The 26,973-nt window shown below is 35.2% G+C and carries 26 protein-coding genes, 1 tRNA gene, 1 pseudogene and 1 riboswitch; of the genes and pseudogenes, 23 read left to right on the top strand and 5 right to left on the bottom strand.

Annotation, left to right across the window (positions count from 1 at the left end):
- Positions 1 to 136: 136 nt before the first annotated feature.
- Positions 137 to 1,453 (bottom strand): C1 family peptidase, encoded by a 1,317-nt coding sequence (locus F5ESL0246_RS06895; RefSeq protein WP_122018987.1) that lies wholly within the window; start codon positions 1,451 to 1,453, stop codon positions 137 to 139.
- A gap of 138 nt (positions 1,454 to 1,591) precedes the next feature.
- Positions 1,592 to 2,017: an Hsp20/alpha crystallin family protein gene (locus F5ESL0246_RS06890; RefSeq protein WP_122018985.1), complete on the bottom strand. Its 426-nt coding sequence runs from the start codon at positions 2,015 to 2,017 to the stop codon at positions 1,592 to 1,594.
- Positions 2,018 to 2,195: 178 nt separating this feature from the next.
- Between F5ESL0246_RS06890 and greA the strand changes: the two genes are divergently transcribed.
- The 4 genes from greA to F5ESL0246_RS06870 all read left to right on the top strand — a co-directional run bounded on the left by greA (position 2,196) and on the right by F5ESL0246_RS06870 (position 5,143).
- Positions 2,196 to 2,654 (top strand): transcription elongation factor GreA, encoded by a 459-nt coding sequence (greA, locus tag F5ESL0246_RS06885; protein WP_122018983.1) that lies wholly within the window; start codon positions 2,196 to 2,198, stop codon positions 2,652 to 2,654.
- Positions 2,655 to 2,734: 80 nt separating this feature from the next.
- Positions 2,735 to 4,045, top strand: a complete 1,311-nt coding sequence (locus F5ESL0246_RS06880; protein WP_122018981.1) for a nucleotidyltransferase — start codon at positions 2,735 to 2,737, stop codon at positions 4,043 to 4,045.
- The gene (locus F5ESL0246_RS06875; protein ID WP_233551607.1) at positions 4,038 to 4,394 is read left to right on the top strand and encodes a hypothetical protein; all 357 of its coding nucleotides are present in this window, start codon (positions 4,038 to 4,040) and stop codon (positions 4,392 to 4,394) included. Before F5ESL0246_RS06880 ends, F5ESL0246_RS06875 begins: the two co-directional genes overlap by 8 nt.
- 86 nt (positions 4,395 to 4,480) lie before the next feature.
- Positions 4,481 to 5,143 carry a CPBP family intramembrane glutamic endopeptidase gene (locus F5ESL0246_RS06870; RefSeq protein WP_122018977.1) on the top strand — a complete coding sequence of 221 codons (663 nt, stop codon included), beginning with the start codon at positions 4,481 to 4,483 and terminating at the stop codon, positions 5,141 to 5,143.
- A gap of 41 nt (positions 5,144 to 5,184) precedes the next feature.
- Here the strand turns inward: F5ESL0246_RS06870 and F5ESL0246_RS06865 are convergent.
- Positions 5,185 to 5,255, bottom strand: a tRNA-Gly gene (locus tag F5ESL0246_RS06865).
- Positions 5,256 to 5,317: 62 nt separating this feature from the next.
- Positions 5,318 to 5,926, bottom strand: a complete 609-nt coding sequence (locus F5ESL0246_RS06860) for an SOS response-associated peptidase family protein (RefSeq protein ID WP_122018975.1) — start codon at positions 5,924 to 5,926, stop codon at positions 5,318 to 5,320.
- Between the two features lie 98 nt (positions 5,927 to 6,024).
- On the opposite strand from F5ESL0246_RS06860, the gene trpS reads away from it, so the two are divergent.
- The 17 genes and pseudogenes from trpS to F5ESL0246_RS06780 all read left to right on the top strand — a co-directional run bounded on the left by trpS (position 6,025) and on the right by F5ESL0246_RS06780 (position 24,751).
- Positions 6,025 to 7,059 carry a tryptophan--tRNA ligase gene (trpS, locus tag F5ESL0246_RS06855; RefSeq protein ID WP_122018973.1) on the top strand — a complete coding sequence of 345 codons (1,035 nt, stop codon included), beginning with the start codon at positions 6,025 to 6,027 and terminating at the stop codon, positions 7,057 to 7,059.
- A complete protein-coding gene (locus F5ESL0246_RS06850; RefSeq protein ID WP_122018971.1) occupies positions 7,052 to 7,531 on the top strand; it encodes a deaminase in 480 nt (159 codons plus the stop codon). The genes trpS and F5ESL0246_RS06850 overlap by 8 nt, the downstream gene beginning before the upstream one ends.
- Positions 7,518 to 8,120, top strand: a complete 603-nt coding sequence (locus F5ESL0246_RS06845; RefSeq protein WP_122018969.1) for a TPM domain-containing protein — start codon at positions 7,518 to 7,520, stop codon at positions 8,118 to 8,120. Before F5ESL0246_RS06850 ends, F5ESL0246_RS06845 begins: the two co-directional genes overlap by 14 nt.
- Before the next feature lie 52 nt (positions 8,121 to 8,172).
- Positions 8,173 to 8,336: riboswitch (M-box (ykoK) riboswitch) on the top strand.
- Between the two features lie 87 nt (positions 8,337 to 8,423).
- Complete coding sequence (mgtA, locus tag F5ESL0246_RS06840; protein WP_370448557.1) at positions 8,424 to 11,117, top strand: magnesium-translocating P-type ATPase; 2,694 nt, start codon at positions 8,424 to 8,426, stop codon at positions 11,115 to 11,117.
- Positions 11,118 to 11,229: 112 nt separating this feature from the next.
- Positions 11,230 to 13,206 carry a methionine--tRNA ligase gene (gene metG / locus F5ESL0246_RS06835; RefSeq protein ID WP_122018967.1) on the top strand — a complete coding sequence of 659 codons (1,977 nt, stop codon included), beginning with the start codon at positions 11,230 to 11,232 and terminating at the stop codon, positions 13,204 to 13,206.
- Complete coding sequence (locus F5ESL0246_RS06830) at positions 13,206 to 13,973, top strand: TatD family hydrolase (RefSeq protein WP_122018966.1); 768 nt, start codon at positions 13,206 to 13,208, stop codon at positions 13,971 to 13,973. The genes metG and F5ESL0246_RS06830 overlap by 1 nt, the downstream gene beginning before the upstream one ends.
- Complete coding sequence (gene rnmV / locus F5ESL0246_RS06825; protein ID WP_122018964.1) at positions 13,960 to 14,526, top strand: ribonuclease M5; 567 nt, start codon at positions 13,960 to 13,962, stop codon at positions 14,524 to 14,526. The genes F5ESL0246_RS06830 and rnmV overlap by 14 nt, the downstream gene beginning before the upstream one ends.
- A complete protein-coding gene (gene rsmA, locus F5ESL0246_RS06820; RefSeq protein WP_122018962.1) occupies positions 14,519 to 15,403 on the top strand; it encodes a 16S rRNA (adenine(1518)-N(6)/adenine(1519)-N(6))-dimethyltransferase RsmA in 885 nt (294 codons plus the stop codon). Before rnmV ends, rsmA begins: the two co-directional genes overlap by 8 nt.
- An 81-nt stretch (positions 15,404 to 15,484) precedes the next feature.
- Positions 15,485 to 15,730 (top strand): Veg family protein, encoded by a 246-nt coding sequence (locus F5ESL0246_RS06815; RefSeq protein ID WP_122018960.1) that lies wholly within the window; start codon positions 15,485 to 15,487, stop codon positions 15,728 to 15,730.
- A gap of 114 nt (positions 15,731 to 15,844) precedes the next feature.
- Entirely contained in the window at positions 15,845 to 16,675 is an 831-nt protein-coding gene (gene purR / locus F5ESL0246_RS06810; protein ID WP_122018958.1) for a pur operon repressor, read from the top strand.
- A gap of 60 nt (positions 16,676 to 16,735) precedes the next feature.
- Complete coding sequence (gene glmU / locus F5ESL0246_RS06805) at positions 16,736 to 18,121, top strand: bifunctional UDP-N-acetylglucosamine diphosphorylase/glucosamine-1-phosphate N-acetyltransferase GlmU (protein ID WP_122018956.1); 1,386 nt, start codon at positions 16,736 to 16,738, stop codon at positions 18,119 to 18,121.
- 183 nt (positions 18,122 to 18,304) lie between these two features.
- A complete protein-coding gene (locus F5ESL0246_RS06800; RefSeq protein WP_122018954.1) occupies positions 18,305 to 19,909 on the top strand; it encodes an SLAP domain-containing protein in 1,605 nt (534 codons plus the stop codon).
- A gap of 120 nt (positions 19,910 to 20,029) precedes the next feature.
- A pseudogene (locus F5ESL0246_RS06795) lies at positions 20,030 to 21,333 on the top strand (PTS sugar transporter subunit IIC).
- Positions 21,334 to 21,349: 16 nt separating this feature from the next.
- A complete protein-coding gene (locus F5ESL0246_RS06790; protein WP_122018952.1) occupies positions 21,350 to 22,450 on the top strand; it encodes a DUF871 domain-containing protein in 1,101 nt (366 codons plus the stop codon).
- 254 nt (positions 22,451 to 22,704) lie between these two features.
- Complete coding sequence (locus F5ESL0246_RS06785; RefSeq protein WP_122018950.1) at positions 22,705 to 23,178, top strand: cysteine hydrolase family protein; 474 nt, start codon at positions 22,705 to 22,707, stop codon at positions 23,176 to 23,178.
- A 231-nt stretch (positions 23,179 to 23,409) separates the two neighbouring features.
- Positions 23,410 to 23,586 carry a hypothetical protein gene (locus F5ESL0246_RS08270; RefSeq protein ID WP_158592803.1) on the top strand — a complete coding sequence of 59 codons (177 nt, stop codon included), beginning with the start codon at positions 23,410 to 23,412 and terminating at the stop codon, positions 23,584 to 23,586.
- Positions 23,587 to 23,779: 193 nt separating this feature from the next.
- Entirely contained in the window at positions 23,780 to 24,751 is a 972-nt protein-coding gene (locus F5ESL0246_RS06780; RefSeq protein WP_122018948.1) for a ribose-phosphate diphosphokinase, read from the top strand.
- Between the two features lie 59 nt (positions 24,752 to 24,810).
- On the opposite strand, the gene F5ESL0246_RS06775 is transcribed toward F5ESL0246_RS06780, so the two are convergent.
- Positions 24,811 to 26,169: an HD domain-containing protein gene (locus F5ESL0246_RS06775; protein ID WP_122018946.1), complete on the bottom strand. Its 1,359-nt coding sequence runs from the start codon at positions 26,167 to 26,169 to the stop codon at positions 24,811 to 24,813.
- A gap of 186 nt (positions 26,170 to 26,355) precedes the next feature.
- On the opposite strand from F5ESL0246_RS06775, the gene F5ESL0246_RS08530 reads away from it, so the two are divergent.
- Positions 26,356 to 26,484 carry a hypothetical protein gene (locus F5ESL0246_RS08530; protein ID WP_122019126.1) on the top strand — a complete coding sequence of 43 codons (129 nt, stop codon included), beginning with the start codon at positions 26,356 to 26,358 and terminating at the stop codon, positions 26,482 to 26,484.
- A 219-nt stretch (positions 26,485 to 26,703) separates the two neighbouring features.
- Positions 26,704 to 26,913 (top strand): hypothetical protein, encoded by a 210-nt coding sequence (locus tag F5ESL0246_RS08145; RefSeq protein WP_147441063.1) that lies wholly within the window; start codon positions 26,704 to 26,706, stop codon positions 26,911 to 26,913.
- The last annotated feature ends 60 nt before the right edge of the window (positions 26,914 to 26,973 follow it).

Below are 26,973 nucleotides of genomic sequence, written 5' to 3'. Positions count from 1 at the left end.
ATCTTTAAGTATCTAGAAAACTTTAAAATTTTTTTAATTAAATGACTATCTATAATTTAATCATACAAATACTCCATAACTAGATAATCTAATTATGGAGTATTTAATTTAAATCTTATCTGGTGTCTGTAGAAAATTAGGCGAGTGCATCCCAAACGGGGAGATCGGTTGCAGGACCTTCTGTCAAAGCTAATTGCTCAGGAGTTAAATATTTTTTATGAACAGCTACCTCATAAACATATTCTTTAAACCATTCATTATTCATGACAAAAAACCCGTTATCACCATTTTTTTCACCCCATGAATTTTCAACTTTCCATTGACGAATCTGTCCTTGTTCTTCATCTACACCTACAAAAGCCATTGCATGAGTAAATGCACCAGCACCGGTACGTAGCCGATCTGCTTTTGACATTTTAAGGTTAACTCCAAATAAATCGCTCAGTTGATATAATTCGCTATCTAAAATTCCTTGTTTACGGTCGCTTTGTTCACCAACGTCATTGCCAAACCAGACTGCTTCGCCATCTTTTAATTGTTTGACTGTGGCTGTTTCAAGGTATTCAATGGGTACATTCAATAAACGAATTTGACATGTTTCCTCAATATTGCGTTCATCAGGTATACTATAAAGTTTATTGTACTCATGGTTGGGAGCATTAGTTAATACGACATAATCATCGAAGTTAACTTCTGCTAAATATTTATGTAAAAATTCTAATGGAGTTAGGTCCTTATCTAAATGATAATTTTGGTCATCATCACGGTATTCTAAATCAAATTTCTTTGGTGGTTCACCAATTGCAACTGTAGTCATATGATAGACTTCGTTCAAAAATTGTTCACGGACTTGATTAATTTTCTCAACCGTATCGGTTTGTTTTAATTTACGTAAGACAAGAGCATCCTTTTTTAGTTTATCACCCAATGCTTTTCCTAAACCAGCAGTATTATTGGCATTAAAACTTTCTGGCATAGTATAAGAAGGCACAATGCCATATTTTTCTATTAGTGCAGTTGCCATGTGAAAGTGTCCGCCATCCTGACCGGCACTATCTAGATATGCTCTAACAATACGTGAATCGAGTGGCTGATCAGCAGTAGCGAGGATATTATTATAAAAAATATTAGCTCGTTCGATTTTATCCCAGAAAAAATTATAACTTTGTGAAAAAGTAAAATTTTTACAATGATACTTTTTACCAAACGCGTGCCGTAAAATGTTTAATGTGGCAAACTCCCAGCAACGTCCTGATTGACGCTGGTTAGTTACATTGTCGGTATCTAGCTCGGTGGAAAAGACCCGAGTCAAATTCCTTGATACTTGATTGTTATATGCTGCTGCCAAAACACCACTTTTTTGAACAGCGCGAGTAATAACTTGATTATGTTTGTCGGTATTAAAATTGTGTGTAAATTGTTCTAATTCTTGCATTGTAACTTGATGTCGCATAAATAAAACTCCTTTTAATTAATTTTTAAATTAATTAATATTTTAATCTAAAATAAAAGTGAGTTCAACACTTGAACTCACTTCAGAGAATTATTTGTATTGACAACTTAGCTAGAACTTCTTGCATTAATTCATAAGTTAATCAATTTGAATTGAATTATCACTCTTGTCGGCGCTTTGCTTAGGTAAGGTAATAGTCAATACACCATTATCATACTTTGCATGAATCTCATTTGCAACTACGTTTGGCAATCTGAAACTACGTGAAATGTGCCCCTCACTTCTCTCGCGGTGGATGATGCTACCGTTTTTATCAGTTGAGTCATTGAATGACTTTCTTGTTCCCGATACGCTTAAAACACCATTAGAGTAATTTAGATTAATATCATTTTTATTCATTCCTGGCATGTCAATTTTAATTACATAGTCATGGTTATTTTCAACCACGTCTGATTGCATTAACTTTGCCACTTCGCTACCATCAAAAAATTTTCTTGGAAGATCAAACCAATCGTTCATTGCATCGAATAAATCATTGTGCCGATTCATCATTTCGTTTGCCATAGTAAAAACTTCCTTTCAAAATTAGTTTAAACTGTAAGAAGTACTTTCTTTTCTTCCTTACAATGATTATTATAGTATGCAGTTTGATAAAATGGAAATATTTAGCACTCTTAATTCACGAGTGCTAATTTAAAAAGCTAATTGGACTGAGTTTTTCCAAAAGCGGAGAGGGAATATTTTGGTTTATTATCAAAAAATGACGCCTGAAGGATATCATCAAATTGAAGCTGAAATCAACCGGTTAAAGAAAGAACGACCACGACGGATTAAAATTTTGCAAGAAGCGCGATCGCTTGGCGATTTATCAGAAAACACTGAGTATACAGAAGCCAAGCGTGAACTTGGACATTTACAAGGCAGATTACGTTACCTTGATAAACAACTCAAGTATGCGGAAGTTGTTGAAAAAAAAGATGACGGCAAGGTTGATTTGGGTAAAACAGTTCTTTTAAAATTTGATGACGGTGAAACAGAAGAGTATCAAATTGTTGGTCGCATGCAAGCAGATATTGAAAAAGGCAAACTAGCTTATAATTCTCCCTTAGGTCAGGCAATTATGAAAAAAGGGGTTCAAACTAAGGTAAGAGTAGCTGCCCCAGATGGTGAATATCAAGTAATCATTACTAAAATTGATTAAATTTTTTCTTGCTTAATCGAACTTACGTTTGTATAATTGATTCAAAAGCAAACTTACGTTCGCAAAAAGGAGCAGAATCAATGTATGATTATCGTTATGAACCACACCACGTGATTTTTATGATTGATAATAAATCATTTTTCGCAAGTTGCGAAGCACTTGCATTAGGATTAAATCCAATGCGAGCAGTATTAGCGGTTGTATCACATCGTCCCAATCTTAACTATGGCTCAGGACTGATTATGGCGGCTTCTCCCTTAGCTAAGAAAAAATATGGATTGACGAATGTTATGCGAGTACGTGACCTTCCTTCAAAAAAAGTGGCTCCCGATTTAATATTGGTTGAACCACACATGAATCTTTATATTAAACGTAGCATGCAGATACTAGATATTTTTCGGAAATATGCGGCCGACGAAGATATTCATGTATATTCAATTGATGAAAGCATGGTCGATATGACCAAGTCATGGCAATTATTTGGTGATGATCCTTACCTGGTAGCGCGAAAAATACAAGTAGAAATTAAGAATAGTTTAGGTCTTTATACTACCTGTGGTATAGGAGAAAATCCATTACTGGCTAAATTAGCTATGGATATTTCAGCTAAACACCGATATTCAATGATTGACTATTGGCACTATATTGATGTTCCTGATACTATTTGGAAAATTTATAATTTAGAAGATGTTTGGGGAATTGGTAAAAAAACCGCTCAGCATTTGCAACGAATGGGGATTAAGAACATGTATGATCTAGCACATACTAATCCAACGATTTTAACAAATGAATTTGGCATAATTGGTGCTCAATTGTTTGCTACGAGTTGGGGTGTTGATCGCAGTATTATTAGTGAAAAGTCTCCTCCAGAATCCCCAAGTTATGGTAATTCTCAAATTTTAAATTATGATTATACGATTCAACGAGAAATAGAAATTGTTTTGCGTGAAATCGTTGAACAGGTGGCAGCGAGATTACGTGCGTATAATTTTCAAGCAAAATGTTTAAGTTTATATGTAGGCTTTTCCCGTTCTTATCATGGTAAAAGCAAGGGATTTAATGTTCAGCAAAAGATAACTCCAACTAACGATGATCAGTTTTTAAATTGTGCACTGATAAATCTTTTTCGAAAAAATTGGCATGGTGAACCTGTCAGGCTTTTAAGCGTGAGTTGCAGCCATTTAACCTCAGCTAATTATGAGCAGATGACATTCTTACTGACGCCAAGTCAGCAGATTAAGAAAAGTATGATAAATAAAACTATTGATTCAATTCATCAAAAATACGGATTTACAAGTCTAGTTAAGGCCTCAAGTTTATTACATGGTGCAACGGCAATTAAGCGTAGCAATTTAGTTGGTGGACATAATGGTGGCGATTTATATGAGTGATTTTGACAAAATAGTTTTGGATTTTTTTGCCAATTATCATGATCGCAAAATGAAAAAGTGGCAAGGTTTCTTTTTAAGTGATCATATTCAGGCGATAAAGTGCAATCAGAGTAAGCGTAAAGTACGGTATACATTGAGAAAAGAAATGACTCAAGAAGAAATTGGTATGCAGTTATTGCGAGCGTATAGCAATCATCGCCGAGTTCATATTCAAGTAAAAATAATTGATAGTAACGATCAATTGTCGGCAGATATTACAGGGGTAGTTGAAGGTTATAATGCAGAAGTAATCATTGTAGACGGTCAACAAGTTAAATTAGATGATATTAATAATATTAAAGTGGAATAGAAAAACTAACTGCCAATTCATAAACTCTGTGTTTTTTGCTATAATATAGGACTTAGAAGGCATAAAACTAGATAGGAGTAATTTTTGTGAATACACCAGCTTCAAGAGAAGGGAATTTGATTCGCTATATATTTTATATCATTGGCTACCTAATGGTTGCTGGTGTTATTAAACTAGTGGCTATGAATTCGCCACTTCATCTTTGGGATCTGATTTTATTTGGCTTAGTATCATTAATGATTTTGTTGTTTTTTACTTATCGATTTAATCGTGAACAGCGGTACTTCGATCGGGAATTTTCGGGAAGCTGGCTTAATAATTTTAGCTTGACCATTATCTTAACAATCGTTGTGACCGCTCTAAGAATCTTTGTTTCGTGGCTACAATCATATGCAAGACTTAGGCTATACGGTTTTCAAACGATTTATTTACGGCATGAATCGGTATCAAATTATTGGTTTATGTTAGTTGCTCTAGGAGTTGTTTTGCCAATTTTGCAAGAGTTTTTAATCACTGGCTTTTTATTTAATTATACTTTTCGACGTAATACATTAATGACAGCCCTTGAAGGAATTCTAACATCCGGAATTTTATATAGTGTGCTTAATTGGCAAGCTTCACCGCTACTTTTGCTTATTAATGCACTTTTTGGTGCGATTTTTGCTTGGTCATATCTTCACACACAAACTTTGTGGATGCCGATTTACTTGGCAATTTTAAATGGGATAATCTTAATTATTATGACTTAACAAAAAAGACAACAGCTTTTAAACTGTTGTCTTTTTAATTAAGCGGATAGCGTGAATCGAACCCGCATCTTCAGCTTGGGAAGCTAACATTTTACCATTAAACTATACCCGCATTACTGAGATAGTTTACCATGTTTTTAGATTAAAGCCAAGCCTTGTTTTAAAATTAGTTGATTAGCGCATATCATGTGGTGTTTGTCTGACAACTAAGTCTATTTTATGGCGATCAACAAGTGAAGTGAAGTTTTGAAATAACCATTGGCGTAATTCGCTAGACTGAATAATGAGAGGCATGCGGTTATGAATAGGAGCCATTATACTATTAGGCTTAGTTGTAACCATTGAAAAATGATCATTTTGATAAATACCCGCTATCATTGTTAATGGTTCATTAGGGTTTAGGAACCCGAAGTTTTCATGGTATCTGTGACCATTTGGGGAAGTATAAGTTTGTCTACTTGATTCAAAAAATTGCTTAGTGATAATTAAACAGCGCGACTTAGCAAAAGATTGATCCCACATTGATGGCTTTTTTTCAAAAAAATGTTCAATACGAGCATTAAAAACTACTTTTTGATGGTTAAATGGACTAGGGTAGCCCCAGGATTTAGATTTAAGTAGAAGTTGTTCATTCTGATAAAGCAAAACTGGAACTTGATTTTTAGGGAAAACATTAATATTTTCAGGTAAAGAAGTTGTTGGCTCGACTAACGGTAATTTTAGGTCATTAATTAAGTATTTTTTAATTTCTGACAAAGTAGGTATTTGAAATTGGTGACACATTTTATCCTCCATGTTTATTCATTACTTGATTTTTGATAGAATTAACTATAATTATCTCATTAAAAAAGAATTTTAATTTTTAAAGAAGGCAAATTATAATGAAAAAGAAAGTTATCCTTACTGGCGACCGTCCAACAGGAAAATTACATGTAGGTCACTATATTGGCTCGTTGAAAAATCGGGTAAAGTTGCAAAATTCTGGTAAGTATCATCCTTATATTATGATTGCTGATACGCAGGCGCTTACTGATAATGCTCGTAATCCTGAAAAAATTCGTAATAGTTTAATCCAAGTTGCGCTTGATTATCTTGCAGTTGGAATTGATCCTGAGATTTCAACAATTTTTATTCAATCACAGATTCCTGCTTTATTTGAGCTCACTGCCTACTATATGGACTTAGTGACAGTTAGCCGCTTGGAACGTAATCCAACTGTGAAAAGTGAGATTAAGCAGAAAGGTTTTAATGATTCTATTCCGGTTGGATTTTTGAATTATCCTGTATCTCAAGCTGCTGACATTACTGCTTTTAAGGCGACTATTATTCCCGTGGGTGATGATCAGGAGCCGATGCTTGAACAAACTCGCGAAATTGTACGGACTTTTAATCGGGTTTATGACTGCAATGTTTTGGTCGAGCCAGAAGGTTATTTCCCTAAAAAAGGACAGGGAAGACTGCCGGGCCTAGATGGCAATGCCAAAATGTCGAAATCTTTGGATAATGCAATTTATTTATCAGATGATTCTGCCACTGTTCAAAAGAAAATCATGTCAATGTTTACCGACCCCACTCATGTTCATGTGGAAGATCCTGGTAAGATTGAGGGTAATACTGTTTTTACTTATCTTGATATTTTCGATCCAGATAAAGATAAGGTGGCAGAATTAAAGGAAGAATATCAAATGGGCGGTTTAGGTGATGTTAAGATTAAACGTTATTTAAATCAGGTAATGGAAAGGGAATTGGCTCCAATTCGTGAACGGCGTGCTCAATATGAAAAAAATTTATCTGATGTTTATGAAATGCTTGAAATGGGATCCCAAAAAGCTAATGATGTTGCAGAGCAAACCTTATCTGAAGTGCGCGATGCAATTGGATTAAACTACTTTAATAAGAGGCAAAATGATGCGTAAACGAATTCCTTGGAAACAATACTTTATGATGCAAGCATTGGTGATCGCCCAGCGATCAACTTGTGATAGAGCTCTTGTGGGGAGTGTTCTGGTTAAAGCTAATCGAATTATTGGTACGGGGTATAATGGTTCGGTTTCAGGTGAAGCACACTGTGATGACGTGGGACACCAATTTGTTGATGGACACTGCGTACGGACAATTCACTCTGAAATGAATTCACTAATTCAGTGTGCTCGCAATGGTGTTTCAACTGATAATACAGAAATTTATGTAACGCATTTTCCTTGTTATAATTGCTCCAAAGCGTTAATGCAAGCTGGTATAAAAAAAGTCAATTACTACTTTGATTATCATGATAATCCACTAGTAATTGACCTTTTGAAAGATTGTGAGGTTCCTTATGAGCAAATTAAAATTAATCGCCAGTACGTGGAACAATTGGCGCATAAACTGGAAAATGCTGAAAACTAAGATAGCATTTTTGGTATTTTTAGCAGCGATATTTTTAAATTTAACGGCATTTTCAAGTCCTAATATAAAGGATAAGAGCAATCTTTTGGAAAGGGAAACAACAAAATTAATTACTGCAAAGAATAACCGCTATTTTCAAACAAGTGAACAACCTAAAATAATTGTTGAGACAGTTAACCGAATTGACCATCTAACGCCACAAAAGTTAACCAAATCTAAGCGTTCAGTATTTATTGTTGTTGGAAGCAAAAACAACAAGCGTAACGTCCAGATATACTCTAGTAAAGACCTTCATGGTGCATTTACTGCGGATGTTCGCAGTAACATTATCCGTTCACAGTCTGATGCTTTACGTTCTAGCAATCGCCGTAAATTTAATCAGGGATTAAGGTTTGTTTTTAGAGCATGCGCAACAACAATTGATCAAAAGTATCAATATTCACTTGATAAATACGATTTAACTAATCAAGAGCGTGATCAAATTGCACATCCACGAAGAGTGGCATTGCCAATTGCATTTGCCTTAGTAATCATAATTGGTTGTTTAGTTTATTTCTTTAAAAATAATTTGCATTTGAAAAATAAATAAAAGTTGACTTATGTATCTTGTTTTGATACACTCGCAATACTGATAAGAAAAACAAATAAACTGTTAGGTGAGACTCCTATGTGAACACATGCTATCGCCCAGAAACATCCAGAGATGCCAACGAGTTAAATAGTTACCGTCGATTTAAGGCGGTAACCAGGTAGCTAGCCTAAGCTTACGTCACGTAGTGTTAAAACTGAACGACGAGTACTTCAAAGATACCTTGTTTAAAAGAGGATCCCTAACGATGCACGTAGGATCCTTTTTTAGTTTGTTTGCATTTTTTAATAGAAAAGGAGTGAGATGATGCGTAGAAAAACTACTGACGCGGCTAGCAACAAAGATCTAGAACTTGTTAAAAAGATTGCACAAGAAAGTAGATCTGAAACCTTGGCCCGACTTCATGCTAGTAGTGATGGGCTAACTAGTGAACAGGTTGTTCGAAATCGTGAGGAATATGGTTCTAATACAATTGCTTCTAACAAGCACAATTCCAAACTGCATTTCTTAACGGAGGCGTTTATCACACCATTTACATTAGTCCTATTGGTTTTAGCAGCGTTATCCTTATGTACAGACTACATTTTTGTTCCAGCTGGTCAAAAAGACTTAACCACTGTTTTAATTATGGTAATAATGATAATTATATCAGGAGTTACTAATTTTATTCAAAATGTTAGATCTTCTAACGCAGTTGACTCACTGCTTAAGATGGTTTCAATTACAACGGATATTGTGCGTGATGGCAAAGATCAGGAAATTGATACTAGTGAAGTAGTTGTTGGCGATGTAATTAGATTAGCCGCAGGGGATATGGTACCGGCAGATATGAAGCTTCTTACAAGCAAAGACCTCTTTTGCTCATCCAGTTCTTTAAACGGTGAATCAAATCCTATTGAAAAAATTGCAACTCGGAAACCTAAAATTGGTTCGGAACGTGATTATTTAAATTATCCTAATATTCTTTATGAGGGCACGACGATAGTCTCTGGGTCTGGATTGGGAGTTGTTTTTGCAACAGGTGAGCGGACAATGTTTGGTAAGTTGGCTCACGATATTGCTCATCAGGATGTAAAGAATACTGCTTTTGACGTTGGAATAAAAAATGTTTCTAAACTATTAATTATCATGACAGCAATTATTGCACCGCTTGTTTTTATTATTAATGGTTTAACCAAGGGCGATTGGATCAACGCACTGATTTTTTCTATTGCGACAGCAGTAGGATTAACTCCAGAAATGTTACCAGTAATTGTTACTACTAACTTGGTAAAGGGTTCAATTGAGATGTCTAAAAAGGGCACAATCGTTAAAAAGATGAACTCGATTCAGAACTTTGGTTCGGCAGATATTTTATGTACCGATAAGACTGGAACTTTGACACAGGATAAAGTTGTTTTGGAACGCCACTATGACTTAAACCTGCATGAAAATTCGCATGTTTTAGAATTAGGATATCTTAATTCATATTATCAAACCGGAATGAAAAATCTGATTGATAAAGCAATTATTGAGGCTGCAGGTGATGAATTAGATATTAATGAGATGCAACGTGACTACAATAAAATTGATGAAATTCCATTCGACTTTTCCAGAAGAAGAATGAGCGTGGTTGTGGCAAATTCAGATCGCAAACATGGTGAACATTTACTTGTTACTAAAGGTGCATCTGAAGAAATGATTGCCGTTTCGACCAAGATTGAAGTTGATGGGCAAATTTTACCGTTAACCCCCGAACGTAAGCAAAAGGTAATGGCAAAAGTTAATGACATGAACGATGATGGTCTTCGGGTAATTATGATTGCATATAAGCGTAATCCTGCTCCAGTTGGAGAATTTTCTGTTGAAGATGAAAATGATTTAATTTTGTGTGGATTCTTAGCTTTTCTTGATCCGCCGAAAGAAAGTGCTAAGGATGCATTAGCTCGCTTGAAGAGTGATGGAATTACCGTTAAAATTTTGACAGGTGATAATGAAGCAGTTACCAGAACGATTGGCCTGCAAGTTGGCTTAAGTGTTAATACGATATATTCAGGAGCGGACTTAGAAAACAAGAGTCCGGAAGAGCTAGCCAAGATGGTTGAGGAATGCAACATTTTCGTTAAGCTATCGCCAGAAGATAAAACCAAAATAATTAATCTGTTAAAGCAGAATGGTCATACTGTTGGTTATATGGGTGATGGAATTAATGACGCGCCAGCAATGAAGGCGGCAGATGTTTCAATATCTGTGGATACAGCGGTAGATATTGCTAAGGAGTCTGCAGATATTATCTTGTTACACAAGGATATGAATGTTTTAGAAACTGGAGTTAGGATTGGACGAAAGGTTTTTGGCAATACTACGAAGTACATTAAGATTACTTTATCGTCTAATTTTGGCAATATCTTATCGATTTTAGTTGCCTCATCGTTTTTACCATTCTTACCTATGTTACCATTACAATTATTAGTTCTTGACTTGCTATATGGAACAAGTTGCTTGTCTCTGCCATTTGATGAGATGTCGAATGATTATTTGAAAGAACCAAGAATTTGGTCAACCAAAAAATTACCCAAGTTCATGTTTTACTTTGGCCCGACATCATCGGTTTTTGATATTGTAACTTTTGGCTTGTTATACTTTATCATTTGTCCTCATCTAGTAGGTGGAAATTTCAATGCAATTAGTCCAAGTAATCAGGTTGCATTTATAGCTCTGTTCCACACGGGATGGTTTATTGAATCACTGTGGACACAAGAGATGGTAATTCATGCTTTACGAGATCGACACCTACCCTTTATTGGGCAACACGCTACAACAACTGTCATCGTTGCAACGTTTGGTGCTGGAATCATTGGTACTTTAATTCCATTTTCATTTCTAGCTACCAAATTGGGATTTGGTCGTATGCCACTAAGTTTTATGTGGGTAGTTTTAGGAATTTTGGTGCTATATATTCTATTAACAACGTTGATTAAACATTACTATTTAAAAAGTGAAAAATTCTTAATTTGAGAATTATCCAATTCGATAAGTACACAAGCAAAGGGAATTCTGAAGAGAATTCCCTTTTTTGGTGGTGTAGTATAATATAATAAATTAGATGAAACTTAAGGAGAAAATGAATATGGCTGATAAAAAAACTTTTTACATTACCACCCCAATCTACTATCCGTCTGGCCGTTTAACTATCGGTAACGCTTATACAACAATTGCTGCAGATGTGATGGCACGCTATAAGCGTACGCAGGGGTTTGATACTTTCTTTTTAACTGGAACAGATGAACATGGTTTAAAAATTGAACAAAAGGCTGAAGCAAAAGGCATCAAGCCACAAAAATTTGTAGATGATATGGCTGCTACCTATCAAAAGTTATGGAAAAGTTTGGATATTTCATATGACAAATTTATTCGTACAACTGACGAGCAACATGTTAAAGGAGTTCAAAAAATCTTTGAACAACTGCTAAATCAAGGTGACATTTATCTTGGAGAATATACCGGCTGGTATTCAGTTGAGGATGAAGAATATTTCACAGAATCTCAACTGGCCGAGGTTTATAAGGATGATGTCGGTAATGTAATTGGCGGTAAAGCACCATCTGGTCATGAGGTGCAACTAGTTAAGGAACCATCTTATTTCTTCAAAATGAGTAAATATGCAGATCGACTCTATCAATACTATCAAGATCATCCTGAATTTATTTTGCCTCATTCTCGAGAAAAAGAAATGGTCAATAATTTTATCAAACCAGGACTAGAGGACTTATCGGTAACAAGGACAACTGTTTCTTGGGGAATTCCTGTGCCAAGTGATCCTAAACATGTTGTTTACGTTTGGATCGATGCTTTGTCTAACTATATTACGGCATTGGGATATGGTTCAGATGATGATTCGCTATTCAAGAAATATTGGCCTGCAGATATTCACTTAGTTGGTAAAGAAATAGTCCGGTTCCACACAATTTACTGGCCAATTATGTTGATGGCATTAGGCTTGCCACTACCTAAGCATATTATTGGTCATGGCTGGGTATTGATGAAGGATGGTAAAATGTCCAAGTCCAAGGGTAATGCCGTTTATCCTGAATCAATTACTAGTCGATACGGCGTTGACGCATTGCGTTACTATCTAATGCGGGCACTACCGTTTGGTTCAGATGGAATATTTACTCCGGAAGATTTTGTAGAACGTGTCAATTATGATTTAGCGAATGATTTAGGTAATTTATTAAATCGAACTGTTTCGATGATTAATCAATATCAAAATGGTCTTATTACTCAAGTTGCGGGTGAACAAGATCAATTTGGAGAAGATTTAGCACAAACTGCTGCTGAAATTATTATTAATTATCATCAAGAAATGGATACACTTCATTTTACTCAGGCAATTGACGATATTTGGAAATTAGTTAGTCGTGCCAACAAGTATATAGATGAAACCACACCATGGACTTTAAACAAGGAAGGAAAAACTGCTGAACTTGCACGGGTAATGTCTAACTTAGCAGAGAGCTTACGTATAATTGCTTTGTTAATTGCACCAATTATGACCAGGACACCTATTGAGATGTTCAAGCAATTAGGTCTTGATTGGAACGATGAAAGTCAAAAACAGCTTAATTTTGGAGCATATGATTGGAACATCAAGGTAGTTGCTAAGCCAACACCAATTTATCCAAGACTGAAACCTGAAGAAGAAATTAAGTATATTAAAGATGAGATGGCTAAAGCCAAGCCTAAGAAACAAAGTCGTAGTGAAAAAGGGCAAGACAAGGAAATTACAATTGATGATTTTGATAAGGTTAAAATACAAGTGGGTAAAATTCTTGCCGTTGCACCTGTTAAGGGTTCGGATAAATTGCTCCAATTCCAACTTGATTTTGGTAACGGTCAAGAACGACAGATTTTAAGTGGGATTCGTAAATTTTATCCGAATGCTAATGAGCTTTTAGGTAAGAAAGTACTGGCAGTAACTAATTTGAAACCACGTAAAATGTTGGGTCAATTAAGTCAAGGAATGCTTTTATCAAGTGAACAAGGCGGACAAGTAAAACTTGCGATAATAGGTGATGAGCATGAACTTGGAGCAGAATTAGGCTAATGGAATTAATTGATAACCATACGCATTTACAAGATGAGCCATTTCGAGGTAGGGAAGAATTTTACCTTGATCGCGCCCAAAAGTTAGGTGTAACAAAAGTAATTTGCGTGGGGCAGGATCCTGAATTTAATAAAAGAGCAATAGAACTAAGTCAGCGTTTTGAAAAAGTATATGCCATGGTGGGTTATTGCCCAGATGTTGCTAAAGACTATGATCAAAAAGCTGAGGATACGATAATTGAACAGTTACAAATTCCTGGCGTGGTGGCAATGGGAGAAATTGGTCTTGACTATTATTGGGATGAATCACCACGATCAAAACAACGTGAGGTTTTTGCAAGACAGATTGAAGTTGCTCATGAGATGAAAAAGCCGGTAGATATCCACACTAGGGATGCCTTTGGCGACTGCTATGAAATTTTAAAGCATAGTGATTTGGAATACGGCGCAATTTTGCATAGTTTTAATGGGGATGTTAACTGGCTAAATAAGTTTTTGGACTTAAATGTATATTTTTCTTATTCTGGTGTAGCCTCATTTACTAAGGCAGTAGAAGTTCATTCAGCGGTTAAAAAAACACCTTTAAATAGGTTGCTGCTAGAAACAGACGCGCCCTTTTTAACTCCTAAACCGTATCGTGGTCATCAAAATGAACCGGGTTACGTTTACTATGTTGGTCAAGCTATTGCTCAGTTAAAAGGTATTTCGTTAGAAGAAGTTGCACAAATAACATATAAAAATACGATGAGGGTTTATGGTCTTAACTAAAAAAAAATTTAATGCAGTTGTGGTTGTCGAAGGAAAAGATGATACAATTCGTCTAAAGCAATTTTTCCCTGGTATTGAAACAATTGAAACAAATGGTTCGGATGTTCCGGCATCTGTTTTAGAAGAGTTGAAAGAACTAAGTAAAAAACGAGAAATAATAATTTTAACTGATCCTGATTTAAATGGTGAACGAATTCGGCGTCTTGTGACTGAAGCAGTTCCTAAGGCTAAGCAGGCTTTTATTACTCGTAAGGAAGGTGAGCCGCATAATAGAGGCAATTCATTGGGGGTTGAACATGCTTCAAGACAAGCACTAGGTAAGGCTCTAAGTGATTTACGTGAGATTCAACCACCTGCTAGTGATTTAACGCTGTATGCTTATCGAAAGCTTGGCTTATCTAGTGGTCAAGGTTCACGACAATTGCGTGAAAAAGTGGGAATAATTTTGCGAATTGGTTATGGAAATGCAAAGCAATTTTATAAGCGTTTGCGTACTTTCAATGTACCTTTAGCTCAATTGAAAGCTGCAGTCAAGGAGGCTAATAATGAATAATGAAATGCCAATTGGCTCTATGGTTAGGACGCAAGCGATCATTAATCGCTATTTTGTTCGGGCTAAGAAAAATTTAGGACAAAATTTTTTGATTGATTTAAATGCCATTCAAGGAATTGTTCAAGCAGCTGAAATTGGACAAGATGATCAGGTAATAGAAATTGGGCCTGGAATTGGGTCTTTGACGGAACAACTTTTACTGGCAGGAGCTAAGGTTTTTGCTTACGAAGTTGATGATAGCTTGCCAGAAATTTTGCACAATGAGTTACCAATTAAAGTTAATGGTGTTGCTCTTAATGATCGTTTTCGGCTCTTAATGAAAGATATTTTGCAAGCTGATTTTAAACATGATCTTGAGGGCTTCTTTGATTTAAGCAAGCCAATAAAAGTAGTTGCCAATTTGCCCTATTACATCACAACGCCGATAATTTTCTTTTTGAATAAAGCCATGAATTTTAGTAGTTTAACCTTAATGATGCAAAAAGAAGTGGCTGAACGGCTTCAAGCTAAACCCAATAATAAAGATTACGGTCCACTAACAATTGGTGTGCAAACTGAAATGAGTATTAAAATTGCTTTAACGGTTAAAAGCAGTTCCTTTATTCCTCAACCAAAGGTTGATTCAAGTGTAGTGATATTAAAGCCTTTAGAACAAAAAATTGCTGTGGGCGATCCAGAATATTTTAATTGGATAGTGAAAATGTGTTTTGGCCAACGACGTAAAACTTTAAATAATAATCTTAAAAATATTTTGCCAGATCCCGATAGTCGTAAGCAATTATTGGCAAAGTTGCATCTTGATCCAAGAGTTAGACCGGAACAATTGGCTATTTCTCAATTTGTTATGTTGGCACAGGCAATTAAGTCAAAAAGATAATGTTGTTACTGACTTGCTCTTAAAAAGTATTGAAAAAATGATGATAAAGTGGTAAAATTCGACTCAAAGGAGTTGTTATTAGTGCCAACATCTATTATTACCATTAAAGAAAAATTGGATTCACACCTAGGTGACCCAATTACAGTCGTTGCAAGAGCAGGACGTAAGAAAGTTACTAAAAGACGAGGGATTTTAAAAGAAACATTTCCAGCTGTGTTTGTAGTCGATTTAGACCAAGATCAAAATAATTTTAAACATGTTTCTTATAGTTACACGGATTTATTGACTAAAAATATCACTTTAAAATTTGATGATATAACTGATTAAGTTGATTAATTAGCATTTGTGGAGGTAATAACATTTTGTAAATGTTAGTGCCTTTTTTTGTGGTTCAGTGTATAGTAGTAACTGGCAAAAACCAAACATTAGGGAGGAAAATTTATGAAACGTTCAGAGAGATTGGTTGATATGACCAAGTATTTAATGGAACGACCACATGACTTGATTTCATTGCCTTTTTTTGCAAAACGCTATGATGCTGCTAAATCTTCAATTTCGGAAGATCTTGCAATTTTAAAGCATACGTTAGCTGCTAATCAAGATGGGATTTTAGAAACAGTAGCTGGTGCTGCTGGGGGTGTACGGTATATTCCATTTTGGGGGATGGAACATGCCCAACAATATTTAGAAGACTTAGCTAGTAGAATTGAGGATCCCAATAGAATTTTGGCGGGCGGATTTGTCTATCTTTCGGATATTTTAGGTAATCCACAAGATTTAGACAAAATTGGTAGACTAATAGCAACGCGTTATGCATACTCCAATATTGATGTAGTAATGACTATTGAAACCAAGGGAATAGCATTGGCACAGGCTGTCGCACGTTATTTAAATGTTCCGTTTATTATTGCTCGTAAACGTTCCAAAGTGACAGAAGGAGCGACCGTTTCGGTTAATTATATTTCTTCTTCACTTGATCGGGTATCAAAAATGGAATTACCAACTAGAGTTTTAAATGAAAATTCGAATGTTCTATTAGTAGATGATTTCATGATGGCAGGTGGAACCTTAACAGGTATGCAACAGTTAGTTAAGGAATTTAATAGTAATATTTCTGGTGTTTGTGTTTTGTGTGAAGCCGATTTTGATGATGAAAAGTTAATCGAAGATCATTTGTCATTAATAAGAATTACTTGTGTAGATAGTAAGAAGAATGTGATTTTAGCTGAACCGGGTACTCTTATATCACATACAAATTTTAACCATTTTTAGGTTGCCTGATGATATGATAAAATAAAATAATAATTTAAGAATATAAAGAGGCCGGAATTAATGAAAAAGTTTGTAGTTGTATTAGCAGCCGGTAAAGGTACACGAATGAAATCAAAGCTGTATAAGGTTTTGCATCAAGTTTGTGGTAAGTCGATGGTTGAACATGTGGTTGAGGCCGCACAGGCAATTGAGCCAGATAAAATAGTAACGGTTGTTGGTAATGGTGCTGAAGAAGTAAAAAAAGTATTAGCTGGTAAGTCTGAATTTGTTTTACAAAAAAAACAGTTGGGAACAGGCGATGCGGTTTTAACCGCAGAAAAGCAACTTTCAAGACAAGAAGGAGCGACACTGGTAATAACTGGAGATACACCATTATTTACTAGTGAGACTTTCCAAAAATTATTTAATTATCATCAAAATAAAGGTAATGCAGCAACAGTTTTAACAGCGCAAGCTCCTAATCCATATGGATACGGAAGAATTATTCGTGATGAACAGGATAATGTTTTACGGATTGTTGAGCAAAAAGATGGGAATTCTGAAGAATTAAAAGTTAAAGAAATTAATACAGGCGTTTTTTGTTTTGACAATAAACAATTGTTTAAAGCTCTCAAGCAAGTAACTAATCATAATGCGCAAGGTGAATATTACCTTACTGATGTCTTAGAGATTTTGCGAAATAAAGGACAGCGAATTGGCGCATATAAAATGCACGATTTCAGTGAAAGTATTGGTGTCAATGATCGTGTTGCGTTGGCACAGGCTACCAAAATCATGCAGAGACGTATTAATAAAAAACATATGTGTAATGGGGTCACTTTTGTAGATCCTGAAACTGCATATATTGATGCTGGTGTTGAAATTGGCAGTGATACACAGATTGAGGGCAATGTTGTGATCAAAGGTAAGACAGTAATCGGCAATGATTGTTTAGTTACCTCTGGTTCAAGGATTATTGATTCAAAAGTTGGTAATGATGTAACAATTATATCGTCAACAATTGAAGGGGCTGAGATGGACGATCACAGTGATATCGGTCCCAACTCTCATTTGCGTTCACAAGCTATAATTAGGTCAGGTGCCCATATTGGCAACTTTGTAGAAATTAAGAATGCAGAAATTGGAGAAAATTCAAAAGTAGGTCATTTAACTTATGTTGGAGATGCTACACTAGGAAAAGATGTTAATGTAGGTTGTGGAACTATCTTTGCAAATTATGATGGTGTCAAAAAAGATCATACAACTGTTGGAGACCGAGCATTTATAGGTTCAGGTGCAACTTTGGTAGCGCCGGTTAATGTTGCAGATCATGCCTTTATAGCTGCTGACTCAACGATTACCAAAGATGTTGACCAATATGATTTAGCAATTGCCCGTGGGCGACAAGTAAATAAGCCAAATTACTGGCATAAATTGCCGTTAGCTAATGATTCTAATTGGAAATAAAAAGTAATTAACTAAAAAATAATACTATTAAGTCACTAATGCTTAAAAATGGTAAAGATAATGTCGAAATGATTATCTGATTCTTAAGAAAAAGTAAGCTATTACAAACTTCATTTAAAAAAAGGTTGTATTAGTATACAATATTATATGATGAAATTTAAATTTTACGAGGTAGAGAAATAAATGAAATTAAGTCATAAATTAATAACTGTATCAACGGCTGCATTGATTGGTGTTAGTCCAATTTTAAGTGTAAGTCAAGTTGCTTTAGTCCAGGCAGCTAATAAGCCAGCCAAAACTAAGAAAAACTCGTCTAAAAAAGCAACCTCACAGCAAGGAAAAATCAAATTAAGTCGCAATGCTTATGTGTATGATAAAAATGGTAAGCGGTTAAAGACCTACATGGGCAGTCCTAAGAATACGGTAATTGCTAAAGGCTATACAGTTAAATACAGTGCCAAAAAGACTATTAATAATAAAGAATATTATGATCTTGGTGGTGGTGCCTTTATCAAAGCAGCAAATGTTGGTTATGTTGATGGTAAAAAAGTTGACGGCAAAAAGGCCACAACTAAACCAGCTCCAGCTTCAACTACTGCGAAGTTAAAGAGTAATGCTTACATTTACGATGCTAAAGGTAAAACTGCTAAAAAGAAGCTGAAGAAAGGTCAAGTTGTTACAGTTGATCAATTACTGTACATTGGTAGCAAATTATATTACAGAATTGGTGGACAAACTAACCAATTCATTAAAGCTGCAAATGTTGGCTCAACAACTGGTACAAAGTTAAAGCCAAGCAATAAAAAACCGTCAAAGAACGATAATGACCGGACACCTAGTGATAATCAGAATGATGCAACTGTTATTACCTTGAGTAAGAATGCTTATGTTTATGATGGTAAAGGTAATTCCGGTGATCAGCTAATTAAAAAGGGGCAAAAGGTTCAAGTTGATAAGTTGCAATATATTGATGGTAAGCTTTACTATCACATTAGTGATGCTAAATACCCAGGTGACGATCAATGGATTAAGAAAAGTAATGTTGGCGTCATAACAGGTAAGCAATTATCACCTTCAAATGAGAATAAACCAGAAGATAATCAAACTGGTACGATTGCAACGTTGGGTAACGATGCCAATGTTTATAACAATAAGGGTATTTTACAATCAACCAAAACATTTGCTAAAGGTCACACAGCTCGTGTAACTGAATTGCGTTACATTTGGGTTGAGAGTGAAAATAAAGCTGAATTATTCTACAAGTTACAAAGTGACAAGAGTGGTTATCTGAAAGCAAGCGATGTTAGCAGTATAAGTGGTGACAAGTTAGTTCCAGTGAATACAGAAGAAAGTGCTAAAGATGAAACTGTGATGGCAACTGCAACTGACAAAAAGCCATTACAAGATGCTTTAGCTGAAGTGGCTAGTGTTAGAAGCAGTGATGCATACAAATTATCAGCTAAAACTTTGCGTGATGCATATGATAATGCAGTAACTTCTGGTACACAGGTTAATAATGCTAGTTCAACCATTGCAAATGTTAAGAATGAAATTAACAAGATTACCAAGGCTAAAGCTGCATTAAACGGTAAAAAGATAGTAGTTAATGATTTAAAGAATTTGACAATGGATGAAGCCAACCAGATTGTTCAAGTGGTGGCAACTGCAAATGGTGTAGCTGCAAGCACGGTTCAATTTAGTAATAATAATACTGTTTTAACTATTGTTGGTAGTAATGGTTTCCAGCAAACCTTAAATATTGCAGATTACGCTACTACAAATAAATAACTGACTAAAATTATATATAAAGGTAGATAAAATATTGACTTTATCTACCTTTTTTGTATATACCATTTAACGCTTACATAATTATGATATACTAACAAAGTAAAGAGTAGGAGGGAAATTATGAATGCTTTAATTAATTGGTTAAATAAACACGTTGTTCCAATTGCTGCTAAGATTGGTTCGATTCGCTGGTTAATTGCTTTACGTGATGCTTTTATTGCGATGATGCCATTGATGCTGGCAGGCTCAGTAGCAAATGTTATAAATTCTTTGGTTAGAGATTTACCAAATCAATTTGGCTGGACAAGCTTTGTTAATTCAATGCAATGGCTAATTGGAATTAATGCAATGGTTTGGACAGGCTCAACTGCTATTTTGGGGTTGCTATTTTCATTTACATTTGGTTACCAGTTATGTGTTCAATATAAGGTAGAACCTATTACGGGTGGACTAGTTACCTTAGGAACTTTCATTATGGGCTTACCCCAAAACTTTGTTTTGGTTTTGAAGAATACACTTTCTCAAGGTGATACGAAGACTTTAACTGATGCGGGAGCCGTCATTACAGGTAAAAATGTAACTTCATGGGGTTATTTTAACTTTAGTAAATACTTTGGAGCAGGTTGATGAAGAAAAATATCACAATTAAAATGCCTGATACAGTTCCGCCAGCAGTTGCTAAAGCTTTTACTGGAATTATTCCTGCAACTGCCGGTTTATATGTAGTTGGTATTATTAATTATTTATTTAGTCTTAACCAAACAACGGTAATTGACTTTATTTCTAAGACAATACAGGATCCGTTAATGAAAGTTAGTCAAGGTTACTGGTCTGTTTTGCTGATAACATTCTTGGTCCAGTTATTCTGGTTCTTTGGTATTCATGGAAGTAACGTGTTGGCACCAGTTATTGAAAGTATTTGGACGACAGCTTTAATCGCTAACATGAATGCTGCCCATAAGGGACAAGCTTTACCATATTTGTGGACGAGATCTGATTTTGATCTTTATGTGTGGATCGGTGGTGCTGGTTCTACATTACTATTAATTCTTGCAATTTTAGCTTTTTCAACACGTGAAAATCAGCGTGCAGTGGCTAAATTATCCTTAGTACCAGGAATTTTTAATATTAATGAACCAATAATGTTTGGAATGCCAATCGTCTTGGATCCAATCTATTTCATACCGTTTATAATTGCACCATTAATTATGGTTTCAACATCATATGCGGCATTGAGTTTGGGGTTAGTTTCACGAGTTAGAACGCAAATTGTTTGGTCAATGCCGCCTATTCTTAATGCATTTGTTGGTACAATGGATTGGCGTGCAGTAGTTCTACAATTAATTAACATGGTAATAGGCTTCTTGATTTATGTACCATTTGTTAAGGCGGCTAATAACGTTAAGCCCCCAACAGAAGCTTAGCTAGGGAGTTATAATAATGAAACAATTAGGAATTTCACTTTATCCTGAGCAGAGTACCTTTGAACAAGATAAAACATATATGGATTTAGCTAAAAAATATGGTTACCAACGTATTTTTTCGTCACTTTTACAGTTAAAAAGTGCTAGCGGTATTGATTTACTAGCCCGTCTTAAAGAAGATGTCACTTATGCTAATCAACTAGGATTTAAAACAATTGTTGATATCAACCCAGTTTTGTTTAAGGAATTAAAGATTGATTATCATGATTTGAAGTTTTTTCATGAACTAGGAGTTTGGGGGCTTCGCCTAGATGAAGGTTTCAGCGGTTCAGAAGAAGCGGCAATGACTCATAATCCTTATGGATTAAAAATAGAATTGAATATGAGTCGTGGTACCAATTATTTAGATAGTATCATGTCATATGATCCTGAAATTGATAATTTAATTGGTTGTCACAATTTCTATCCACAGGAATATACAGGGTTAAGTGAAACTGTTTTTATAGAATATTCTCAAAAGTATCGTGATTATGGCTTGCATACAGCTGCGTTTATTTCTTCAAAGCAAGCAAAATTTGGCCCTTGGCCAGTTCATGAAGGCTTGCCGACGATAGAAAGTGATCGAAAGAGAAATATTTTCAGTCAGGTAACTCATCTGCGTTTAAGTAAAATGATTGATGATATTATCATTGGTAATGCATTTGCCAGTGAAGAAGAATTATCAAGTGCAGCAGAAGCTTTTAATAGTCCATTTCCGATGTTAGGGATTAAATTTGAACAGGATGTTCTACCAATTGAAAGAACAATCTGTTTGAAAAAGCCCCATTTGTATCGTGGAGATGCGTCAGAATATTTGTTGCGTGATACCGAGCCTAGAGTTGTTTATTCAGATAAAGAGGTTGCAGCACAAGCTGAAGTCAAAACAACTTTTGACTATGGTGATATTGTTGTTGTTAATGAGAAGTACCCTCGTTATAAAGGGGAAATGCAAGTTGTGTTGAAGCCATTTGAAAATGATGGTCGACGTAACTTGGTTGGTCGAATAATAGATGACGATTTAGATCTATTGGATGAAATTAATCCGTGGAGCACATTTATTTTACATGATGTTAATTAATGATTTAGAGTCGCAAGATTGATCTTGCGACTCTTTTATTACTATGATTATAAATCGAAATAACATTTTGTATTAAATTAAAAATCATGTTGAAACTTTATTTGAGAGCGTTATAATAAAAGCAAATCTATGAATGTAATAACAGTAAGGAGTAAATGAGATGTAATAACAACTTATTTACCTATTGTGTTAAGCTAGTTATTTTAATTGACAAATTTTTTAAATAAATAATTTTAATAATTGAGAGGAAAACAATGTCAGGCGATAATTTACTGTTAGTAATGGACGTTCAAGAAAAGCCAATGCGATTTTTGAGTGGTAAGACCAAACTTATGAAGCGAATCAATCGAATTATTAAGCTATTTGAAGAAAAAAATGAACCTGTTTTTTATATTAAACAAGAAAATTGTGGCGCTCTTTGTTCACAATTAGAGGTTAAACAGACTTCACCAGTGTTTACCAAAAAAGATCAGGATGCATTCACTCAACCTAGTTTAGCTGAAAAGGTTCAGCAACTTCATCCGCAAAATTTGGTTGTAATTGGATTAATGAGTCATGCTTGTATTCAAGCTACAGTTAAAGATGCATTAGACCGTAATTATTCAGTAATTTTAATTGGTGATGCTCATGATTCACTAATTAAACCGATGCGTCATCATTATAATCAAGTGTTAACGAAGCTAGGTGCCCATCGCTTGTCAACGGAAGAATTTTTACAAGTTGAATAATTAAAGTAAGTTATCGTTCAAAACAGATTGTTTAAAAGAATATTCTATCTTTTACAATAATCTGTTTTTATGTTATTGAGTAATTACAAGTTCACGTTGATTTGGCAATAAAAAATAACTAAGTGGTTACATAAAAGTTAGAAAGAGAGAGGAAATCTATGTTTGGGTTTGCTATGTAAATTTATCGGAATAAGAGTAATAATTCAAACTAAGAAATAAGAGTGTGAAGTTATGGAAATCAAAAATTTAATAACTGAAATGCAGAATAAGGCAACAACTCTAGCACAAGCCGATAATAATGTTGCTTTAGCAATTGTAATGATTAAGACGGGTAAAGATCAAAAAGCGGCGGCTAAACTCTTGGATACTTGTCATGGTAATATTAGTCAAGTATTAAGAGAAGACTAACTTAATTCGTAATCTTATAAATTTTAGTTCAATATAAGAAAGTTTTAGACATTTAAAATAAAATTGCTAATTTATCTTGTCTTAAAGGCTTGAATATAGCAGTGTAAAGTTGAATAATAAATACAGGAGTAACTTTTTCAAACAACTTTTGCTAAAATAATAAGTTGTTAACAAATATTATACGGAGGAAATTATGTCTTATAAAGACAATATGATGTTGTTTGCCCTTAATTCGAATTTGCCACTTGCTGAGAAAATAGCTGAACGCGTTGGGGTAGCGCTAAGTAAGTCAAGTGTTCAACGTTTTAGTGACGGTGAAATTCAAATTAATATTGATGAGTCGGTTCGAGGTAAGGACGTTTATTTAATTCAATCATTGAGTGTTCCTGTTAATGATAATCTCATGGAACTTTTGATCATGATTGATGCAGTTCGCCGTGCGAGTGCTCAGACAATTAATATTGTAATTCCATATTATGGCTATGCCCGTCAGGATCGTAAAACTAGACCACGTGAACCAATCACAGCTAAATTAGTAGCTGATATGCTTCAAGAAGCTGGTGCAACAAGAGTCTTGTCACTCGATTTGCATGCACCGCAAATTCAAGGCTTTTTTGATATACCAGTAGATAATCTTATGGGTGCGCCTTTACTTGCAGACTACTTTTTGTGTAATCATTTGGAAAAAGATGCTGTTGTAGTTTCACCAGATCATGGTGGTGTAACTCGTGCTAGAAAATTGGCTGAATTTTTAGGTACTTCAATTGCGATTGTAGATAAACGGAGGCCACGAGCTAATGTTGCTGAGGTAATGAACATTATCGGTGATGTTAAAGGCAAACGGGCAATCATTATTGATGATATGATTGACACTGCGGGAACCATCACCTTGGCGGCACAAGCTTTAATTGATGCTGGTGCAACAGAAGTTTATGCTAGTGCTACTCATGCGGTCTTGTCAGGACCGGCAATTGAAAGATTAAACGCATCACCAATTAAAAATCTTGTATTAACCGATTCGATCAACCAACCAGAAGAAAAGAAATTGGATAAAACTTTGCTTGTATCAGTTGGTTCCTTGATGGGGGATGCCATTAAGTGTATTCAGAAGAATGAGCCACTTAGTCCATTGTTTAATACACGTTATCAAGAAAATAAGCATTAATATTTTTTAATTAGGTAAAGTAAAAAGAATCTGGGAGATAAGTTCCGGATTCTTTTTCTCTATTTCTTGGGTTTTCTTAAATAACGTAAGGTACCATTTTTAATGTAGCGTTGAAATTGCTGATATAACGGATCAAAAATTTGTGGTTCGGCACTATTTGACATCATGATTTTAGGAAAGAAAAAACGCTCATCGCCTTGTAAAGTTCCATTAAGTGCGCGAACAAGGGGGCTTAATTGTGATAGTTCAATTAATTGCCCATCATCTTGCATGATTTCAATTTGACTATTAGCGTTTTTACCAGTTGGTTTATAGGCGTCATATGGTTCATCAAAAGCCGAGTTAGTGTCTGTGTAATAGGTGGGATCAAATCCGGCTTGTTTAATCAAGTCTTTGAGCTTGGGAAGCAGGTTTTTGGTTTCAGCATCAATACATACGCTAGATAATGGCTTTCTGAATAAATAACGATTCGCAAGATCAGCTAAAATTGGATCAGTAGATTCAGTCCACATTGAAAAATTAGTTTCCATTACACCATCGTCAAGTTTAAGATAGTCATTTAATGACCAGTTATCTGCCAAGAAATTTGCTAACTCGGGCGTTACTTGTAGCACACCTTGTTGATATACTATTTTTGCTCTTTCAAGTAGATGTTGCAAAATAACTTCCATAGACCGACCCACACGATGAAAGTAAACTTGTTGATACATCTGATAACGAGACACGATATAATCCTCTGCTGCATGCATTCCTGACATTGTAAAACAGATTCCGCCACTATAAGGTCGGATTTCCTGCAAAATTCGTGATAGATCAAATTCGCCGTAAGTGACACCGGTAAAATATGCATCGCGTTTTAAATAATCCATCCGGTCGGCATCAGCTTGACTGGAAATTAATTTTACAACTTGTGGATTAGGATAGGTTTTGGCAATTACACTTGCGACTAGTTCAGGAAAGTTAGGAGCAACTTGACGCAATACTTGGTTAACTTCGGTATGGGGATCAGTAATAATTTTTTGACCAATTTTCTCATGATCTGTTCCAAAAAGATGTTCAAAAGTGTGCGAGTATGGGCCGTGACCAATGTCATGAAGTAATCCGGCACATTCAACTAGTAAACGATTATTGTCATCCCAAAGTCCGTCATTAGGAGTTTTAGTGGGATATTTTTCGGCAAAAATGTTGCAAATTCGTCGTGTTAGTTCATAAACACCAGCATTGTGTTCAAACCTAGTATGTGTTGCTCCTGGAAAAACATAGGCAATCGGGCCAAGTTGCTTAATGCGACGCATGCGTTGGAATTCTTTAGTGGTCAATAGATCCAGGATCACTTGATCTTCAATATGAATGTAATCGTGAACGGGGTCACGTAAAACAACTTCCTTCGTTAATTTGTTACTTTTAAAATTTGACATATCCATCCTCAGGTTTTGTATTTAAATCAATATTATAGTATATACATAGATTATAACAAAATTAATGAAAGAAAGTTAAAATGATAGAAATAGCAACTTAAAACATACTAAAATATGTTTTCGCATGTCTTAAATAATTTTGTTTAATTTCGTATTTTATAAATCTATAGAAATAAATTTTAACTAATCACGGTAAGATCTCTTAAAGATAGTAATCTTGCAGTTGTTGTTACTAATAAAGGACAAGAATTAAAAGAACGAATGACGACTAACTTTGGTAGTCCATTACCTCAAGGATATAGAAAAGCCTTGTAAATCATGAGAACAGCTGAAAGTATGAATTTGCTGATTATAACCTTAATAAATACCCCGGGAGCATATCCGGGAGCGGATGCAGAAATAAATGGTCAGGGGCAAGTCTTGGCTTAGAGTATAAGTAGTATGCTTGGATTAAAAGTTCCCATCCTTACTGTAATTATTGGAGAAACAGGATCTGGTGGTGCTTTAGCATTGGCATGTAGTGATGAAATATGAATGTTAGAGCACAGCATGTATACTGTATTATCACCTGAAGGGTTTGCCTCAATAATGTGGAAGGATGCCAAACGAGCTCAAGATGCAGCTGAAATAATGCATATTGAACCAGAGTGGCTTAAGCAGCAGGGCATCGTTGAACGGATTTTGCCAGAAAAAGTTTTAGCTAACGAAGCAATACAATTAAAAGTAATGCTGCTCAGAGATTGAAGGAATTTAATGGTTTGTCAGTTGATGAGTTGTTAAATCAACGTCAAGCTAGATTTCGCA

It is taken from the genome of Lactobacillus sp. ESL0246, from assembly GCF_003692965.1.
Taxonomy (GTDB): domain Bacteria; phylum Bacillota; class Bacilli; order Lactobacillales; family Lactobacillaceae; genus Lactobacillus.
The sequence above is the reverse complement of the archived record's forward strand: the minus strand, read 5'-3'. Positions and strand labels throughout refer to the sequence as shown.